Genomic DNA, 19,759 nt, shown 5'->3' on the forward strand with positions numbered 1-19,759 from the left:
ACTTAATTTTCGTAGCTTAAATCATGAACAGGATTGGTAGATTTAATTCCCCGCTCCTCGATATTTCTTGACTCCCGCATTCCACAGAAGAATCGCAATACCGAAGAAAAGGATTCCCATGACGGGTGTAAAAAAGGCGTAGCCATACCATTCTTCACGATTTAAAAAATAGGATGCTGGATACACACCGACAAAGGCAAAAGGTAAAATCCAGGTTAACACAAACTGAATTACCTTGTTGTAAATGTTAACGGGATAGCGGCCGTAATTGCTGATATTATACATCATCGGCATTATATCGGTACGGCTGTCTGACCAGAATCCAATACTTGCAATTGAAATAAAGATCCCCGCATAAATAAAGGCACCGCCAAACACCATGACAATAAAGAGCAAAACATCGTACCAAGTAAAGGTTAAGCCTAGGTTCACAATCGAATAACCCATTACCAATAAGCCTGTAACAGCACCGAATAATGATTCCAGCTCAATTCTTTCCAGTATAATTTGGAAAAGACTGTGGACAGGGCGTGTCAGAATACGGTCCATTTCCCCTTTGATTATATAACGGTCATTAAAGTCCCAAATGTTAAAAAAGGATGAAAAGATTGCATAAGGAACTAGAAAAAATCCATAAATAAAGATGATTTCATCTCGATTCCAGCCGCCTAAAAAAGCTGTATGGCGAAATACGACTAAAATGAAAATTAAATTAACAGCTTGAAACAATAGATCAGATAGAATTTCAATTACTGTATCAGCACGATAAGTAAGCCTTGTTTTTAAATATTGAGAGGCGTATTGAAAGAACAATGAAAGATAAAACATTGGTCAGCCTCCTTGTACGATTAAATGTTTTTTTGCCTGCGACCATAATAAACGAATAGGAATCAGTAAAATGACAACCCAGACTGCTTGTGAGAGCAAAGCATGATAAATCTCCTCACCCGTAAAGCCTTCTGTAAAAATCATACTAGGAACATAGCTGATTGCTTGAAAAGGCAGATAGGACATCAAGTTCTGAGCCCAGTCCGGATAAAAAGAGATCGGGAGAAGTAAACCTGAAAACAAATCAATGACCACACGTTTTGCTCGAATCAAACCAGAATTATTAAATAAAAAGAACGTCATAATACCTGTTAATAAGTTGATATACGTATTGACGATAAAACTAAAAATCAGTGAGATAAAGAAAAATATCCACGTGGTAAAATTAGCATCAAAGCGAACAGGAAAAATCAAGGCTACAATAATCATCCCTGGGACGGAGAAAAACAGTAAACGAAAGACGCCTTCCCCTAGTGCCTGCATGGTTTTCATCCCTAAGTAATTATACGGTCGTATCATTTCAATCGCGACTTTTCCGTCCTTGATTTCTGCAGCAATCTCACGATCAATATTATTATAATAAAACGCTCGTGCCATCCACGCTACTGCCACATAGGTAGTCATTTGAGCAACGGACAACCCTTGAATCTCTTCTTTTCCTCCATAAATCGCAGACCATAAAAAATAGTAAGCTCCAATATTGATACTATAAATTAAAATGCCGCTATAATAGTTTGTCCGGTAGGCGAGCATCATTAAAAAGCGAACCCGGATCATTTCTAAATACATACTCATGTTAAGGCCATACCTTCTTCATAAATCTTTCGGACGATCTCTTCGGTAGAAACCTCGTTTATTCGAACATTTTTAATCGGGTTTCTTTGGACGACATCACTGATCAATCGAGAGACCATTTGTTCATCTCCATTGATATACCCAAGCCAGGTGGTGGCATCCTTTTGTTCCCATTGAATATTTTCAACACGAGGCAAGGAACTGCGAGGGACTTCAGATAAAAATTCAAATTCAATTTGTTTCCCTTCCACCGCATGTTCTTGAAGTTGATTTAGCTTGCCGTCATAAATAATTTTTCCTTCATCTAGTAACACTACACGTTCACAAAGTGCTTCAATATCGGTTAAGTCATGTGTCGTCAAGAGAATCGTGGTTTTATATTGCTCGTTAATTTCCTGCAGGAACTTACGGATTTTTAGTTTCACTAAAACATCTAGTCCAATCGTTGGCTCATCTAAAAAAAGAAGTGGAGGATTGTGGACAAGTGCGGCGGCTAATTCACAGCGCATCCGTTGACCAAGTGATAATTTTCGTACCGGTTTATCTAGTAAAGGACCGATTTCTAATGTCTCAATCACATGACCCATATGACGGTTATAATCCTCATCTGAAACCCTATACACTTTCTTTAATAACCGGAAAGACTCTTGAACGGCAATATCCCACCATAGCTGTGACCGTTGACCGAAAACTACACCAATCGTTCTCACAAATTCTTCCCGCTGCTTATGGGGATTCATCCCATTTACCATAATCGAACCGGATGTAGGCGTTAAAATGCCGGTTAACATTTTAATAGTCGTTGATTTACCAGCACCATTCTCTCCGATATATCCAACCATTTCTCCTTGTTTTACCGTTAAGGAAATATTATCAACTGCTGCATGAACTTTATAATTTCTCGTAAATAAATCGCGAAAAGCTCCAGCTAAACCTGGTCTGCTTGTATAAGAATTAAATTCTTTTCGTAAATTTTGAACCTCAATGACATTCATTTTGTTGCCGCCTCCCAGGAGTTTAAAAAGAAAAACATGATATTGAAAACGGTCGTACCAATCTTAAATAATAACCTCTGCTAGTTTTTCATGCAAGTAAGGTGCACTTTCCTTCATGTTCTAATTATTATTCACAACAAATACAACGATTAGCATTAAGAACAATGTTAAACGTAATCCCCAAATTAAGTTATTCGTACGACTAAGGTTTTAGGATAAAAACGCCGTTATTTACAACAATAGAAATAGGATGTTGTGAAATGGGTGTGTTTTTATAAATGAGGAAAATATGGAGTATATATAGGACTGATTGGAGAAATATCTTCAGTGTTCCAACAGTAGCATTATTGGTGGTTGGACTTATGCTGCTGCCTTCCGCGTATGCTTGGTTTAACATCAAGTCGATGTGGGATCCGTATGGGAATACTTCAGGCATCATCGTTGCCGTTGCCAATGAAGATGAAGGCGCTGTAGTTAGTTTAACTGGGAAGAAGATTAATATTGGAGAAGAAACAATACAAGCTCTAAAAAAGAATAAAAAGCTTGGCTGGGTGTTTGTCGACCAGAAAGAAGCTATACGTGGCGTAAAACATGGAGACTATTACGCCTATCTTATTATCCCAAAAGAATTTTCTAATAAAATTACAAGTATTTTAGAAGAGAATCCTGAAAAGCCACAAATCGTTTTTGGTGTAAATGAAAAAATTAATGCCGTTGCTCCTAAAATTGCTGCCACGGGTGCAACAGGTGTAACCGCCCAAATTAGTGAAGCTTTTATCAAAACAGTCGGAGACGCGATTTTCACGGCATTTTATAAAGCAGGAGTGGAGCTTGAAAAGGATTTACCGTCGATTTTTTCTGTAGAAAACCAAATTTTCGAGCTTGAAAAGGCACTCCCGCAAATTGAAGAAATGGGGCGTAAAGCCATTGAATTGGAAGGGAAATTACCTGAAATTCATAAAAAAGGTCAACAAATAATTGCCTTGGAACAGAGGATTCCTGAACTTGAACAGGTGGGGGCTAGTATTCTAAAAGTGGAGGCAAGCTTGCCGCTAGTAAAGGAGGCGGGGGAACAAGTGTTAGCTATGCAGAAATGGCTCAACGATATTTCTAGAACGACTGCCATCATCAATGACGTTGTGACCAATATCACCCAAATAGAGACACAAATTAAACAAGCAATGGATAGCGTCAATGAGGCGAATCAATCAGGTACAACAACAAATTCAGAACAGGTAACTTCATTATACAATGAATTAATAAACATTCACGGAATCATCCAAAATACCCAGACGGATTTACAGCAAAAGGTAGATCAGGTTACTAGTGGGATTAATACAGCCGCAGATTTTGCGACAGATGTACTGCCCACGGTCGAACAAAAAATCCATAAAGCGGCTGATTTTGTACGGAACGACCTGCCTAAAGTGGAGTCCGATATTCGTCAAGCTGCAGGTCTAATGCGTACCAAGCTTCCAGCAGCAGAACAAGCAATTCATGAGGCAGCTGATTTTGCTAGAAATGATTTACCGGGATTTGAAGAAAAAGTAAGAAATGCGGCAGATCGACTTAGACAGTTTAAGAGCAGTGTTAATATTTATGATTTGATTGCATACTTGAAGCATGATCCGAAAAAGGAAAGCAGTTTCTTATCAAAACCAATTCTGTTAAAAACAGAGCGGATTTTTCCAATCCCAAATTACGGTTCTGCAATGACACCCTTTTATACCATGTTGGCACTTTGGGTAGGCGGTACACTCTTGGTGTCTTCACTACGAGTCGATGTAGAGGACGTGGAAAGTCAATACAAGCACTACCAAATCTATTTCGGAAGACTATTAACTTTTTTGACCATTAGCATTCTCCAAGCGGTCATTGTATCAATAGGAGATTTGTATATCATTCATGCATATGTCGCGGACAAACTATGGTTTGTACTATTTTGTATTTATATCAGCATTGTTTTCACTATTATTATTTATACTCTTTGTTCGGTGTTTGGCAATATAGGTAAGGGACTTTCCATTATTTTATTGGTACTGCAGATTTCCAGTTCAGGGGCAACCTTTCCGGTAAGTTTGATACCTGCCTTTTTTCAAACCTTGCACCCTTACATGCCATTCACATATGCGGTGAGCATATTGCGTGAATCGGTAGGTGGAATGATTAAGGCAATCGTGATAAAAGACACTCTTTTTCTGCTCATTTTTATCGGCATGAGCTTCATTTTGGCCCTAGCTTTAAAACGGCCGTTGGGAACGTGGATTCACCGTACAGCAGAAAGGGCAAAATCAAGCAAAATAGTTTCATAAGGAGATGAATTTGTATCTATCATCTTTACAACTAAAGGCAGAAGTTTTAAGGTGATTAGTACTATAAATAAAAAAGCATTTCAAGAAAATTAATCCTGTTTAGGTAAGTTTAGATCGTAATGTGTGTTTCGAGTAATGATAAGGATGGTGGGGATATGGCCGGAAAGAAAATAACGGTAATTGGAAGTATTAACATGGATTTAGTGACAAATACCAATCAAATACCTAAGGTGGGAGAAACACTGTTAGGAGATTCCTTTCATACCATACCGGGGGGGAAGGGTGCTAACCAAGCTGTGGCCGCAGTTCGGCTTGGAGCTGATGTAACGATGATTGGAGCTGTGGGGAACGATTCTTTTGGTCATTTATTAGTGGGAAATCTAATAAACCAAGGAATTAACACAAAAAGTATCATGAAAGTGGAGGATACCTCAACTGGAATTGCTACTATAATCGTATCGAATGGAGACAACAGCATTATTGTTGTACCCGGAGCAAATCACCATATAACTCCAGAAGTAATCGATAAACATGAAGATAAAATCAAGGATAGCAATATTCTCTTATTACAATTAGAGATTCCCCTTAAAAGTGTTATCAGAGCAGTAGAGCTTGCAAAAAAATATGGAGTTCGAACGATATTAAATCCAGCACCAATTCAAAAACTTCCAATCGAATTACTAAATATGGTGGATTATCTGACACCAAATGAACATGAGCAGGCATTGTTATTTACTTCCGTAGATGGGACAGATGAAGTGTTAGAAAAATTAAAGGAAAAATGTATTGTAACCAAAGGGTCCAAAGGCGTTATGATTTTTAAAAATGGCGAAGAAATAGAAATTCCAAGCATCCGTGTTGAGGCAGTTGATACAACAGGTGCAGGGGATACATTTAATGGTGCTTTGGCAACTGCTCTATGTGACGGGCTTGAATTAGAACAGGCATGTCGATTTGCCAATATTGCTGGTGCCATCTCCGTTACAAAACTAGGGGCACAAACGGGAATGCCAACCAAAAAACAAGTGGAAGAATTCTTACACATACATAAATCATTTTAAATGGAGTGAGTTTTAATGAAGCCAGTTATATTGGATGTGGATACAGGCATTGATGATGCGTTGGCGATTGCCTATGCATTAAATTCTCCGGAGCTAGAGATCATCGGTCTAACAACATGCTTTGGAAATGGACCAATTGAAAATACCACTCGTAATACATTATTGGTCTTAGAACAGCTAGGAAAAAAGGTACCTGTCTATTCAGGAGCAGATAAACCACTAAACCGGCCTGCTAAAAAATTTCCGACACATGTTCATGGCGAGGATGGACTAGGTAACACGGTAAAAAAAGCTCCTCTCATGGAAGCAGAGTCTGAGGGTGCAGTAGCTTATATCATTAACCAAGTAAAACAGCGTCCTCACGAGATGACAATCATTGCGGTAGGACCACTAACGAATATAGCACTTGCGGTTAAAAAGGAACCTGGAATAGTTTCTCTTGTAAAAGAGGTAGTGATCATGGGTGGAGCGGTTTTTACCGGTGGTAATACCACCCCGTTTAGTGAAGCGAATGTATTTGCCGACCCTGAAGCAGCTGAGTGTGTATTTTCATCAGGGTTATCTGTAACGGTTGTAGGTCTTGATGTTACGATGCAGACACTATTACCAAATGCCATTTTAGCTGATTGGCGTGCCAGGGATAGGGAGGAGTCCCATTTTTTTGCGGATATGACCAGTTTTTATATGCAAGCATATGAAACATTCCACCCGGGTATTGGCGGCTGTGCGCTGCACGATCCTCTTGCGGTCGGAGTTGTTATAGACCCTAGTTTTGTTAAAAAGGAAAAATGGAATGTTAAGGTTGTCTTAGAAGGGGAAGAGACCGGGCGAACAGTAGCTCTCGCTGAAGGTGAACCAAAAATACAAGTCTGTAGGCAAGTAGAAGCAGACAGGTTTTTGAACCATTTTCTAAGTCGGCTTTTTTAGTATAAGAAAACCACCTGTATTTCATATACCCATTTATGAAATACAGGTGGTTTATGTTTAAAAAGGTAATTCAGCTGAAATATACTTAATAAATTCACGAACTGCAGGTGACGCATGTTTTCTTTTCTTTGATATAAATCCTAAACTCCAAGGAATGCTTGGATTTTTGATGGAAATTACCTTGATTAAGTCTGTATTCACTTTTTTTGCAATTGGTGTTGGACAAATGGAAACGCCTATGTTTTCGCCAATCATTTCACTAATAAAACCCCACTCAGAAATTTCATAGGCAATTTTCGGACGAAATCCAGCTCGTAGGCATTCTTGAATAATGAGGTTATAAATAAGTTCTTGGTTAAATAAAATAAAGTTTTCATTTTTTAACTCACTTAAATCAACTTTTTCCCTCTGTGCTAATGGATGGGTAGTATGGACGAAAAGCGACAGTTCTTCATTAACAAAGAGAATCACATCAAACTCCTTTTCATCCACCGGCAGCATTACCACACCAAAATCCAATATTCCGTCTCTCACATCCTGTTTCACCTTATTTGAATGATCTTCAAAGATATTTATTTTGATATCGGGATAGAGGTTATTAAACCCTTTAATGATTTTTGGAAAATATAAAAAACCAATAATTGGCGGTATACCGATTTTTATTTTCCCCTTTTTTAAGTTCATTAAATCATATAGGTGGATTGACAAATCATTTAGTGATTCCATAATCACTTCGCCTTCTGCTAATACAATTTCTCCTGCTTCCGTTAATTTTATTTTCTTTGCAGAGCGGTCAATCAGTCCTACATTTAATTCTTCTTCTAGACTTTTGACTACTTTACTTAGGGTAGACTGTGATAGGTGAAGGGATTCAGAAGCTTTGGTAAAACTTTTGTATCTGGCTACTTCTATAAAGTATGTAAGGTGACGTATGTCCACAATTGTAGTCTCTATTCATGAAAAATTTGCATGTTTATCATTCCTATTATTCATTTTACTCATATAAACTTAAGATGTATACTAAGTGTGTCGAAAATGTGAACAAAAATATAAATGCTAGGAGTGAAATAGGATAAAGAGACCGGTTCAAAAGGGACAGGAAGTGAAATAGTTATTGTTACTTATTTTGAATTCAAGAATTATTAATTAAATATATATTTCCTATTCTGGTTTAATTTGAATTCAAAGGGTTCCGATACGAATTATTTTATTAATTTAAAGGGGAAAAGTTTGAAATGGATCTATTAGGTTTGTTGGGGATATTGTTAGGCATACTAACTATCATTCTCTTTATTATTAAAAAGTTCAATATCATCATTGCTGCACCTATAGCGACGATTGTCGTGCTGCTGTTTAATGGTGTACCAATACTTGAAACCGTATTTGGTAAAGAAAATTCTTATATGACAGCGCTTGCCGGGTTTGTTGCTTCAAATTTCGCTATCTTCTTATTAGGTTCATTACTAGCGAAATACATGGACAAAAGTGGGGCAACAGTCTCAATTGCAAATAAAGTCCTGTCTGTTGTAGGAACCAAGAACCCCTACAACGCATTGGTGGCATTATTTATTATATCTGCAATTCTTACCTACGGTGGCATTAATGTATTCGTCATCATATTCGCCTTAATACCAATGGCTAAACCGATCTTCAGACAACTTAATATTTCATGGAAATTAGTTACCATTCCTGTGTTTGGCGGGACTTCAACGTTCACGATGACGATGTTGCCTGGGGCACCTTCCTTGCACAATATTGTGCCTTCAACAGCTTTGGGAACAACATTAACTGCTGCGCCGCTAATCGGAATCTTAACTAGCATAGCAGCAATTGTCTTCCTACTAGTTTTTATGAAATTCTCGTTGTCCAAAAGCTTGCGGAAAAACGAGACATTTAATGCAGATGAGAAGGTTGAAAGTAGCGATGAGATAATTAAACGCGAACTCCCATCATTCATTATCAGTTTACTGCCTATCCTCGTGTTATTAGGCATAATCTTACTATTTAGTTCTGTGAGTAACATCATTAGTGTCGCTTTAATTGTAGCGATTCTATTGAGTGCGATATTATTCCGTAAACAAATTGCTCAGCAAAAAGAGATTTTAAATCAAGGTGCTACTGAATCGTTATCATCAACAATCACAACTGGTAGTACCATTGCATTTGGTAGCATTGCAACAAGTGTTCCTGCATTCAAGGGTGTATTTCAATTGATTCAATCGATTCCTGGACCTCCAATACTTTCATTAATGATTGGCACAGGTCTGATAGGAGGAATTACGGCTTCAGCTGTTGGAGCAATCGGGATTTCTGTTGCGAATTTTGCCCCTATCTATTTAGAAATGGGACTAGATCCGGAAACGGTTCACCGCGCAGTCGCCATCGGATCTGGAGCTCTATCCATTGTGCCTTACTCTGGATTCTTGATTATATTTAACAATTTAACGGGATTAACGATGAAAGACACCTTCAAAAATGGTTTTATCAGTATTAGTGTTACCCACTGGATCGCAATGACCGTAATCGTTATGATGGCTCTCCTAGGTTTAGCTTAACTATTTAACTGCAGCAAGGTTTCATAATTTAAATGACGGAACATTAAGAACTTTATTCTAAAGTTTTTTATGTGATAGATGTAATTATTAAAAAATAGTAGGACAATATAGGAGGAATTTATCATGAGTAAAAAAATAGGATTTGTAGGATTAGGAACAATGGGCTTTCCAATGGCAGTTAATTTAAAGAAAGCTGGTTTTGAAGTAATCGGTTATGATGCTTATAAAGGTGTTTATGAGAAAGCAAGTACTGCTGGAATCACAATGGTAGAAACGTTAAAAGAAGTGGCAGAACAAGCTGACGAAGCGATTATCTCGATGGTTCGTGATTATGCCCAAAATGTGGATATTATTTTTAATGAAGGCGGTTTATTATCGGACAACCTAAAGACAAAACCATTATTGTTATGAGTACACTTGACCCTGATACAATGAATGAATTAGGAAAAAAAGTTGAAAAGGAAAGTGAATTTAGATTAATTAGTGCTGCAGTAAGTGGTGGTGCTTCAGGTGCACAAGCTGGAACATTATCAATAATGACATCAGGTTCAGAGACAATAGTTAAATCTTTCCAACCATACTTTGATGCCATTGGATCCAATACATTTTACTATGGCGAGGAACCAGGCAACAGCCAAGTAGCAAAATTAGTTAATAATATGATTCTAGGTATTAACATGAATGCGGTAGCTGAAGGACTTAAATTAGGAAACCACTATAACTTACCTGAACAAGAGATATTAAATCTATTAAAAGTAAGTACAGGTGATAGCTGGGTAGTTAGAAATTGGAGTGATGTTTCAGAATGGACAGCGGACACTGCCTTGGCTGTTTTACTTAAAGACTTAAAAGCGGCATACAATGAAGGTCTAAAACACAATGTAACCTTACCTTTCAATGCCTTATCATCTACACAATTATTCAACTCAATGGGAAAAGAGAAACCAAAAGCTTAATGAATAAAGTTACCTAAAGATAGGAAAGTATTCTGTGTTTAAAACAGAATACTTTCCTTATTTCTGTAGTTCCGTTAACTTAATGTTAATTTCACTGTATTTGAAAAATAAACGGAAAATTTCCGTCTAAATTAGAAAACACCTATAGTTACTTAAAAATAAAGGAAGTTTTTCCGGTTATATGAACCAAATCTTTGGAATTTTCCTTATTGACAGCAGTTAATCAGAATATCTTCGCTTATAGGTGCTGCTTAAGCAGCACCTATATACATTAGCCGGAATTTCTCCGCCTATAAATTCTCATACCTGCACGAGCATCAACAATGAATAATAATAAAAGAACCATTTGATCCAGAAATTATTATATTGCAAAGATTTATGCCTTTTTGTACAAACATCCACACTCAGATACAGAGCCAATCATATTTTATCTTAATGAGTAGAAAAGAGAGGAGAAGTAGGCATAGGTGCGGAATAAAAGTAATCAAAAACTAAAGTCGAACGACGAAAAAATAGAGGAACAACAAATTATCCCTTTAGAAAAATATGACTTAGTTCACAATTGGAAAATCATCATGCAATTTAATTTTACTTTATTTAAAAACAAAGATGAATTTGTAATTATTGATAATAGGGATGATTATATAGCTCGCTTTAGCATTACCAGTGCAGGGGTAATTGAATTTAAAAAAAATTCATATGGCTTAACTCCAAAGATTGATTTCTATAATAAAACGATTAAGATACCTATTATTACAGAGCACGGAAAGTAAGGGGTATAGAAGGCGGCCGAGCAATGCCTTCAATAAGGATTAAGCCGTTGAAAAAAGATTATAAAACAGACCAAGAGAACCAATATTGTTAAATAACACAATCTTGGTTCTCTTGGTCTGTTTTGTTATTTAAATAAATGTTTATTTGTATTGAATCAGTCTGTGTTTTCGTTGATTTATTGGTACGAAGGGTAAGAATACTTTAACATTAAATATTTTAGTGTTAAAATAAATAATGTAACCAACTTGTTAATAGGAGAGTTTAATCAGTGGGGAAATTATTTGGTAAAATAGCAGTAATCACTGGTGGTGCGAGTGGAATCGGAAATGGATTGTATATTACGGGACAAACGATAATGGTGGACGGTGGTTCAATCAAACTTTGGTAAATCCCGGTGGGAGGACATATTTGGAACATAACAATATTTTTGAACTTATACGTACAGTTGAATTATTTACTAACGAGTCTATCATCAGGTGGACAAAGGCCTTTAAGTATAAAATTGGAATTTCACCAATTCTTGTACTGTCTGTTTTGAAACAAAATGGTGCGCAAAAACAGACCACCCTAGCAAATGAATTAGGATATACACCCGGCGCCATGACGAATATTGCTAATCGACTCATTAGCCAAGGATTTGCGAAGCGTGAATTTAATGAAGAAGATCGTCGGATTGTTTTATTGGAGATTACAGAGGAAGGGAAAAACGTCCTTAAAGAAGCACAAAGAGTAGGGAAGGAATTAAGAAAAGAATTGTTTCAACAATTGAGTGAAGAAGAAATAGAACAGTTTCTAGCTATTCATAAGAAACTAGTAAATACACTAAGTGAATCAAAGTAAATATTTTTGAGAGGTGGAAGAAAATGGGGAGAGTTCAAGGGAAGGTAGCCTTAGTGACCGGAGGAGCATCAGGAATTGGTTTATCGGCTGCAACACTCTTAGCAAGGGAAGGTGCCAAAGTCGTTATTGGCGATTTTAATTTTGAGGGAGCTAAAGAAGCAGCTGATCACCTGAAACACCAAGGCTATGAAGCTAGTGCAATTTTCTTAGATGCTTCTAAAGAAGAATCGATTAAAGAAGCAGTTGATTTTACTGTGAAACAGTACGGTACGTTAACAGTTCTGTTTAATAATGTAGGATTAACTAACTTAAAGAAAGATTTAGATGTCGTTAATATCGATCTGGATGAATGGGACCGTCTGATGAATGTGAATGTAAAGAGTGTACTATTAGGAAGTCGATATGCAATTCCCCACATGATAGATGCTGGTTGCGGTTCGATTATTAATACAGCGTCCATGGCAGGATTTTCTGGTGATGTGTTGCGTTCAGCCTATGGTGCTTCAAAAGCTGCTGTAGTCAACTTAACTCGCTATATTGCAGCACAGTACGGGAAAAATAATATCCGCTGTAATGCCGTTGCTCCAGGCTTAATTTTAACGCCAGCAGCAGCGAATAATATTCCTCCTGCTGTCCTTGGAATTTTTGAAAAGTTTAATGCACTTCCTTATCATGGGGAAGCCGATGATATTGGATTTACCGTACTATTTCTCGCATCGGATGAGTCTAAATTTATTACTGGTCAAACGATACAGGTGGAAGGTGGTCATTATATGGCAAATCCAAGTATCGCCGATTTTAATGAATATATGGCTCGAATTCATAAAGAAACAATGTAAATCTACACCAAGGGAAGTAAGAGTCTCACAGCTCTTACTTTACCTTTATCTACTGTTTTCTGAAAATATTGAATAATAAAAAATCACATGATACACTTGAAACTAGTTAAATGTACCAAACAACATGACCTACCCCCTTAGTAGATTTGATGTATAAAGTTGAGGAGGTAATATGGTAGATAAAACAGTTGCCAGTCAGAATCAGCTGGATAGTAGGGACCTTGACCAATTGTCTAAAAAGTTATCAGGAAAAATAGATAAATTTCTCGTACTTTGTGTTTATGAACAGGAACATAAAAAGCAGGATGACAAAGGGATGGAAATAGAATCATGGAAAGGATCTCTTACGGCACTTCCCCTTTTTAAGGATGTTAGTGGATCAAATTCATTTATGATCTGGGAGCGGGTTTATCAAGAGAGTGCCCATGTATTTAATAGCCTTCGATTAATAGCTAGAAATCGGTTAATTAGGCAGATTGCTGAACATATTGTTCTGTACATTTTAACGAAGTATAAAAAGTTTTCTCCAACTATCGCAAATATTCAGAATGACAAGAGTTTGAAGGACCGGTCTGTCCAATATTTTGAGGAGATCCTTAAAAGGGATACTTTCTTAGTGAGTGATGATGTTTGGCAGAATTTCTGTGATTGGTTCCGAATTCATCTGACGGAATGGGTTTTGAATGAAATGATACAATCCATCGGTTCTCGGCGGTTAATAGAATTGGATCAAAAAGAATTAAATGAACTTTTTTATCAATATATTTCACTTAATTTATCTGAAAATAAGGATTTCCTTACCCGTTTTACCAACATTGTCAATACCTATACAATAGACTGGGTGAAAAAGATTATTACGATCTTGAATCTGGATGATTGCACCGTACAACAGGTTGATGCCATGCTTAATTTAAAGGAGGAAACTTCCTTTCTTGAGTTTCCATTAACGGCCCCAATGTACGAACGAACGTATCATTTGGCGGTACACGACTGTATTTATGTTATGAATAATGCTCCCTATCAATCTGTACGCGAAGTATTTTATAAAATGTGTTTCCACCCGGATGAATCATCATTGTGGCCAACAGCATCGTTAGTTAAAGGCAGTGTAGAAGGAGTTCTCCAAATAAAACCCTTTAAAAAAGATCATTACTCATTTAACAAAAACCATTCCATTGTCAAAGAAACGTGGGAGGAAGCCCAATCTTTATCGGACTTAGGAGCAGATGTTTTTGACGCTCTTTGTACTTTCTTTTTATCAAAAGCAAAGCATCATGATGATATCGTTGACATCCAATTAGATGACTTGCTAGCGATTCGAGGTCTGAAGCCCAAATTAGGTGGGGAAGGCCGTCGTGGAGGTTACGAAGAAAAACAACGCCGTCAAATATTGAAATCGCTTTCAACTATTCAAAAACTTTGGATTGACCTAAACAAGACGGTGATTTATGAAAAGGGAAAACCCGTTAAGACAAGTCTGCAAGGTAGGGCGTTTATATTTGTGGATCAAAAGGGGAGTGAATATCCCATCACAGAAGAGTCCAGTCAGAAAAAGATACGATACAAGGTGGATCAAGTGTTTGCGAAGTATCTGTTTGGTTCTGGGCGGCAAGTGGCACTGCTGCCATTAAAGGGATTACATTATGATCCTTACCGTAAAACATGGGAAAAGAGACTGACCAGATACTTAAGCTGGCGTTGGAGGATACAGGCAAGAAAAGGCGAGTTTTTACAACCCAATAAAATTAGCACGTTACTCGACGCTATAGGTGTAAAGATAAATGAACGGACTCCTTCACGAACGCGTGAACGCCTTGAAATAGGATTAGATACCTTGCAACAGGATGGGGTAATTGGTTCATGGTATTATGAAAAATGGCATGAAGCAATAGCGGATCAAAAGGGATGGGGCCGTATATGGATAAACGCTACAATCATCATTGATCCGCCCGAATATATAAAGGAACAATATCGTTCTATTAGAAAAAGTCCACCAGGAAAAAGTATCAGACAACTACCCCGAGACGTTTTTGAAGAGGTAGATGATAGGATTGGAATACGTGTTAGAGAGCTCCGAGAAAAATTTGATTTATCTTTATCACTGGTATCAGAAGAATTGGAGATTTCTACCTCTTATTTAAGCAATATTGAAAGAGGAATCAAAATTCCATCTAAGAAAATTAAAATTAGGCTAATGAATTGGCTGGATCACTTTCAATAAACAATGTAAGAACCTTATGCACCGTTACTATGCATAGGGTTCTTTTTTATTTCAAAATGAAAAAATATCCTCCTCCAATGTCGAGGTGTTCGTGTACGATTGTCGGGATGATTCTGTACATAAATATTGTCCAAATTTTTTTATAAGTGGATAGAATAGTCATTCTACTTCATTTTTCTTTTTTTATCTCCCTAATAATTAAATGATATAAGAGATTTTGTTTTCTGAATTTTTAAAATTAAGCCATTATGATTACTAACAAGTTCACATATTTGAGATTGGGGTTGGAAATCGTGCGAAATGAAAACGCTTCCTACGAAAGTCTGGAACCATTATTTTATCCTCGTTCTGTGGCAGTATTAGGTGCATCCGAAAACCCTAACAAGCTTGGATTTATCCAAGTAAAGGCCTTATTGGATGGAAAATTTGCTGGAGAGATTTACCCAATTAATCCAAAATCGCAAGAAATCGCTGGATTAACTTGTTTCCCTGCATTAGTAAATGTTCCAGGCCATGTAGATTTAGCAATCTTTTGTGTAAGTGCAGGTCAAGTGCAGCAAAGTTTAGAGGATTGCGCGAAGAAAAAGGTAAAGGCGGCGATTATCTTTGCCTCAGGATATTCTGAAACAGGTGAAGATGGAGCTAGGCAGCAAAAGATGATAGCAGAAATCGCACGCAATAATGGTATCCGATTAATTGGTCCGAACTGTGTTGGATTGGTTAATACCATTAACGGGCTGGTTGGCACTTTTTCCCCGGCGGTTATGAGCCATCCCCTTCAAGATCAACGTGCAGTAGGCTATGTCTCACAAAGTGGTGCATTTGGCGTTTTAACCTATATGGCAGCAGCCCAGCACGGACTTACGTTTAATTATTTTGTCAGCGTAGGAAATGAAATGGATACAGAGTTTGCTGATGTGGTGGAGTACATGATTCATGATCCGAAGACCAAGGTCATTAGTGGTTATCTTGAGGGGGCGAAAGATCCGGTAAAACTGCGCAGGTTAGCGAAAGAGGCCTTAGATTGCAATAAACCCATTATTGTCATGAAAACAGGAAGAAGTTCTGCAGGGAGCAGGGCAGCTGCTTCACATACGGGTTCTCTTGCTGGTTCGGATCAAATTTATGACGCCTTTTTCAAACAAACAGGGATTGTGAGAGCAAATGATTATGAAGAAATCATTTCATTTTCCAAGCTCTTTTTGTCAGGAAAGCTGCCAACAGGTCGAAAAACAGTCATTATTACCAGTTCAGGTGGCAGAGGAATCAATGAAGCAGATCGTTGTGAAGCGAATGGGCTACATATTATTCCGCTTAGTGAGGGAACAAAGGCAAAAATTAAGCAATGCATCCCGTCTTTTGCAAGTGCTGCTAACCCAATTGATTTGACTGCCGCCGCTTCCGTGACGAATCCAGAGTTATTTACTGCTCCGCTTAAGGCGCTAGTAGAGGACCCGGATGTTCATAATATTATTTTTACTGAATTTCCTATGTTTTGGGAAGGCGACAACCCACACCTTCAGGAATTTATTCACACATGTAAACAATCAGATAAATTCGTTCTCGTGACCAGCTTTCCATTAGAAGGAATGTCAATTCCGAAAGGGACCCCAGAATTGGAGAAAAACGGCATTCCTGTAATACCAGGTAATCTAAGTCCAATTCGTTCACTTGCCAAACTCGTCGAGTACAGTGAGAAATACCGTAAAAATCAAATTCTACGTGATCATCATGTACCCTCTAAACTAGAACGGGAAGAGACCAAACAAAAGCTGCACACATTACTGAAGCCAGGTGCTGCTTTAAGTGAATTTGAAGCAAGCCAATTGTTAGCAAAATATGGAGTTCCTACAGCGAGAAAGGCGTTGGCTGCTTCCTCTGAAGAAGCCGTACAGCACGCCAATTCGATTGGCTATCCGGTTGTCTTAAAAATTGATTCTAATGATATTCCACACAAAACAGAAGCAAATGGAATTAGGTTAAATATTGAAAATGATGAAGAAGTGAAGGCTGCATATTCCGAAATTCTGAGGTCAGCTAAAGAATATAAACCTGACGCCATCATTAATGGGGTGTCAGTCCATGAAATGCTCTCAAAAGGTACGGAAGTAATTGTAGGCGTGACGAAAGATCCTGTATTTGGACCTGTAATCATGTTTGGATTGGGTGGAATTTTTGTAGAAACATTGAAAGACATTTCTTTCCGGATAGCGCCCCTTACAAGACAGGATGCTGCCGAGATGATTGAAGACATTAAAGCGAAAGCCATTCTTAAAGGAGTTCGGGGACAGGCTCCTGTTGATGTGGAGGCCATTATCGATGTTTTAATGAATATTTCTGATTTAATTTCGGACGCTGACGGTTTGATAGAAGAGCTGGATATAAATCCGATGATTGCCTATGAAATTGGACTTAAAGCCGCTGACGCACTAATTATTTCTAGTCAACCCGTTCAAGAAAAAACGGAGGTTAGGGGGTAAGAAGATGGATTTAGATACTAGTATTATTGGCTTAACAGGTCCACCCTTTACGTTTGAAGTAGATAAAAGACATATTCGTCAATTTGCTCTAGCCATTGGGGATTATAATCCGCTTTATCTAGATGAGGAATACGCAGCCCAAACTCCTTATGGTGGGATTATTGCTCCTCCTACTTTTCCAATTGTCATTGGCGCAGAGGGAGAAGGAATCAAGCTTGAACTGGATCCTAAAAGGATGCTCCATGGTGAGCAGGAATTCATCTATACACGTCCGATTAGACTTGGAGACACGCTGATATGTCAAATGAAGGTGACAGATTTATATGAGCGTGAAGGGAAGAGTGGGAAAATGCAATTCTTAGTAGTAGATACAGAGATTGCGGATGAAGGTGGAAATATGGTGGTAATCAGCCGAATGAACATTATCTACCGGCCGAAACAGCAGATTGGGTAATGATTCTGTCCAAGAAAGACGAATTTATTTGTGATTGTCTATAGAAAGGAGGAGCAGAAGTTGCTGAAATATGAAGAGTTACAGGAAGGGCAAGAACTTCAGCCATTGGTAAAAGAGACTGTTACCAAGGTTCAGTTAGTCAAATATGCTGGGGCTTCAGGGGATTTCAACCCGCTGCATACGGATGATCAATTTGCTCAAAGTATTGGTATGCCGGGTGTGATTGCACACGGAATGCTAGTCATGGGGTTCTTGGGTGAATATGTAAACAGCCTTGCGGGTGTTACCGCGGCAGTGACCAATTTACGAATGAGATTTGGTGCCATTACAAGACCAGGTGACCAGATTACCTGTACAGCTGTGATCCGAAACCTTTATGAAGAAGATGGAAAGAGGTTTGCGAGCTTAGAACTCAATGCCCAAAAGGCTACTGAGAAAGTTGTCGGGTCCGGAAAAGCCATTTTACAGTTTTTTTAAAAGTTAAAGCTACATGTTGATTGAATTAGAAACCAACAGGCATGGTTATACGGCCAAAAAAAAGGAGTGTTTATTCGTGTCAAATATAAAAGAACGCTATGCCATTGTAGGGGTAGGAGAAAGCGAACGGTCAAAAAATTCCGGAACTACTCCGTTGCATCTTGCCTTGGATGCAGCTAGGGCTGCCATTGGGGACGCCGGACTTTCACCCAAAGATATCGATGGCTTTATGAGTTACAGTGAAAATGACTCCTGTACATCGCATCAGTTGGCAACTTACTTAGGTGTTCGGCCAAAATATGTGAAGGATATATTAGGTGGAGGCAGCAGTACAGAAATGCTGGTTGCTGACGCCATCGGTTTAATTGAAACAGGGCAGGTTAACACGGTCCTCATTTTCCGTTCGATGAATGGCCGCTCCGGTGTAAGAATGGGCGGCGGCGGCTGGGATGTAGATATGCTTCAATCGGCTATAGATGGAGGAAGCTTTATTATCCCCTATGGAGCGGGGAGTCCGAGTCAGTGGTTTGGTTTATTTGCGACACGCCATATGTATGAAACCGGTCTTACGAAAGAACATCTAGGTCATGTATGCGTTAGTTTTTATGAACATGCACAGCGAAATCCAAAGGCTTATTTCTATGGAAAACCACTTACAATGGAAGAGTATCTAAATACACCAAATTTAAGTTCACCTTTTAATAAACATGATTTCTGTCTGGAATCAGATGAGGCAAATGCCATTATCGTAACCTCTGCGGAAAGAGCAAAGCTATGTAAATCAAGACCTGCTTATATTATGGGGATTGCTGCTAGACAGTGTGTTTCCCACGCTCATTACTGGTCCAATTTATCGGAAGTGGCATCTGACTATGTAGCAGCTGAAGTCTACAAAATGGCAGGTGTGAAACCGGAGGATCTCCATGTTGCCTCGATTTATGATTGCTATAGCTGGGTTGTTTTACGGCAGCTTGAAGCCTTTGGTATCGCACCGCGCGGCGAAGTGGGTGACTTTGTAGCAGAGGGTAACCTCCGAATGGGAGGGCGGCTTCCAAGTAATACTGCAGGCGGAATGCTTTCAGAAGGGTATACCCATGGAATGAATAATGTTTTGGAAATTGTCCGGCAGATTCGCCATGACTATAAAGGGACGGAACGGCAAGTAGATAATTGTGAAATTGGACTATGTACCGGATGGGCAGGCCCGGATATTGCTGGTGCTATGATTCTACGAAACTAGGAGGG

The 19,759-nt window shown here is 38.4% G+C and carries 18 protein-coding genes; 14 read left to right on the forward strand and 4 right to left on the reverse strand.

Annotated features, from left to right (window positions below):
- Positions 1-42: 42 nt before the first annotated feature.
- From BANA01_RS03885 to BANA01_RS03895, 3 genes are read right to left on the reverse strand one after another with little or no spacing between them, the layout of a single operon-like run.
- A complete protein-coding gene (locus BANA01_RS03885; protein WP_063251740.1) occupies positions 43-828 on the reverse strand; it encodes an ABC transporter permease in 786 nt (261 codons plus the stop codon).
- A 3-nt stretch (positions 829-831) separates the two neighbouring features.
- On the reverse strand, positions 832-1,623 hold the full coding sequence (locus BANA01_RS03890) for an ABC transporter permease (protein ID WP_063251741.1): 792 nt from the start codon (positions 1,621-1,623) through the stop codon (positions 832-834).
- Complete coding sequence (locus tag BANA01_RS03895; RefSeq protein ID WP_063251742.1) at positions 1,620-2,618, reverse strand: ABC transporter ATP-binding protein; 999 nt, start codon at positions 2,616-2,618, stop codon at positions 1,620-1,622. Before BANA01_RS03895 ends, BANA01_RS03890 begins: the two co-directional genes overlap by 4 nt.
- Positions 2,619-2,896: 278 nt before the next feature.
- Here BANA01_RS03895 and BANA01_RS03900 point away from each other — a divergent pair, with 278 nt between their 5' ends.
- The 3 genes from BANA01_RS03900 (at position 2,897) to BANA01_RS03910 (ending at position 6,918) form a co-directional block, all read left to right on the forward strand.
- Positions 2,897-4,930 carry a YhgE/Pip domain-containing protein gene (locus BANA01_RS03900; RefSeq protein WP_082799376.1) on the forward strand — a complete coding sequence of 678 codons (2,034 nt, stop codon included), beginning with the start codon at positions 2,897-2,899 and terminating at the stop codon, positions 4,928-4,930.
- Between the two features lie 155 nt (positions 4,931-5,085).
- The gene (gene rbsK, locus BANA01_RS03905) at positions 5,086-5,991 is read left to right on the forward strand and encodes a ribokinase (RefSeq protein ID WP_063251744.1); all 906 of its coding nucleotides are present in this window, start codon (positions 5,086-5,088) and stop codon (positions 5,989-5,991) included.
- A 15-nt stretch (positions 5,992-6,006) separates the two neighbouring features.
- Complete coding sequence (locus BANA01_RS03910) at positions 6,007-6,918, forward strand: nucleoside hydrolase (protein WP_063251745.1); 912 nt, start codon at positions 6,007-6,009, stop codon at positions 6,916-6,918.
- A 57-nt stretch (positions 6,919-6,975) separates the two neighbouring features.
- Here the strand turns inward: BANA01_RS03910 and BANA01_RS03915 are convergent, their stop codons facing one another.
- Positions 6,976-7,857 carry a LysR family transcriptional regulator gene (locus tag BANA01_RS03915; protein ID WP_063251746.1) on the reverse strand — a complete coding sequence of 294 codons (882 nt, stop codon included), beginning with the start codon at positions 7,855-7,857 and terminating at the stop codon, positions 6,976-6,978.
- 296 nt (positions 7,858-8,153) lie between these two features.
- Between BANA01_RS03915 and BANA01_RS03920 the strand changes: the two genes are divergently transcribed.
- The 11 genes from BANA01_RS03920 to BANA01_RS03965 all read left to right on the forward strand — a co-directional run bounded on the left by BANA01_RS03920 (position 8,154) and on the right by BANA01_RS03965 (position 19,754).
- A complete protein-coding gene (locus BANA01_RS03920; RefSeq protein WP_063251747.1) occupies positions 8,154-9,473 on the forward strand; it encodes a GntP family permease in 1,320 nt (439 codons plus the stop codon).
- 123 nt (positions 9,474-9,596) lie between these two features.
- Positions 9,597-9,884 carry an NAD(P)-binding domain-containing protein gene (locus tag BANA01_RS30260; protein WP_218008374.1) on the forward strand — a complete coding sequence of 96 codons (288 nt, stop codon included), beginning with the start codon at positions 9,597-9,599 and terminating at the stop codon, positions 9,882-9,884.
- Positions 9,881-10,429, forward strand: coding sequence for an NAD(P)-dependent oxidoreductase (locus tag BANA01_RS30265; protein WP_218008375.1), 549 nt, complete (start codon positions 9,881-9,883; stop codon positions 10,427-10,429). Before BANA01_RS30260 ends, BANA01_RS30265 begins: the two co-directional genes overlap by 4 nt.
- 467 nt (positions 10,430-10,896) lie before the next feature.
- Positions 10,897-11,202, forward strand: a complete 306-nt coding sequence (locus BANA01_RS03930; RefSeq protein WP_063251748.1) for a hypothetical protein — start codon at positions 10,897-10,899, stop codon at positions 11,200-11,202.
- Positions 11,203-11,611: 409 nt separating this feature from the next.
- Positions 11,612-12,043 (forward strand): MarR family winged helix-turn-helix transcriptional regulator, encoded by a 432-nt coding sequence (locus BANA01_RS03935; protein ID WP_063251749.1) that lies wholly within the window; start codon positions 11,612-11,614, stop codon positions 12,041-12,043.
- A gap of 23 nt (positions 12,044-12,066) precedes the next feature.
- Entirely contained in the window at positions 12,067-12,882 is an 816-nt protein-coding gene (locus tag BANA01_RS03940; RefSeq protein WP_063251750.1) for an SDR family NAD(P)-dependent oxidoreductase, read from the forward strand.
- 172 nt (positions 12,883-13,054) lie between these two features.
- The gene (locus BANA01_RS03945) at positions 13,055-15,103 is read left to right on the forward strand and encodes a helix-turn-helix domain-containing protein (protein ID WP_063251751.1); all 2,049 of its coding nucleotides are present in this window, start codon (positions 13,055-13,057) and stop codon (positions 15,101-15,103) included.
- Between the two features lie 293 nt (positions 15,104-15,396).
- Entirely contained in the window at positions 15,397-17,583 is a 2,187-nt protein-coding gene (locus BANA01_RS03950; protein WP_063251752.1) for an acetate--CoA ligase family protein, read from the forward strand.
- Positions 17,584-17,587: 4 nt separating this feature from the next.
- Entirely contained in the window at positions 17,588-18,037 is a 450-nt protein-coding gene (locus BANA01_RS03955) for a MaoC family dehydratase N-terminal domain-containing protein (protein ID WP_063251753.1), read from the forward strand.
- Positions 18,038-18,097: 60 nt separating this feature from the next.
- On the forward strand, positions 18,098-18,514 hold the full coding sequence (locus BANA01_RS03960) for a MaoC/PaaZ C-terminal domain-containing protein (RefSeq protein WP_063251754.1): 417 nt from the start codon (positions 18,098-18,100) through the stop codon (positions 18,512-18,514).
- Between the two features lie 76 nt (positions 18,515-18,590).
- Complete coding sequence (locus BANA01_RS03965; protein ID WP_063251755.1) at positions 18,591-19,754, forward strand: thiolase C-terminal domain-containing protein; 1,164 nt, start codon at positions 18,591-18,593, stop codon at positions 19,752-19,754.
- Positions 19,755-19,759 lie beyond the last annotated feature (5 nt).

The organism is Neobacillus niacini NBRC 15566, assembly GCF_001591505.1.
In the GTDB taxonomy this organism is placed as follows: Bacteria; Bacillota; Bacilli; order Bacillales; family Cytobacillaceae; genus Neobacillus; species Neobacillus niacini.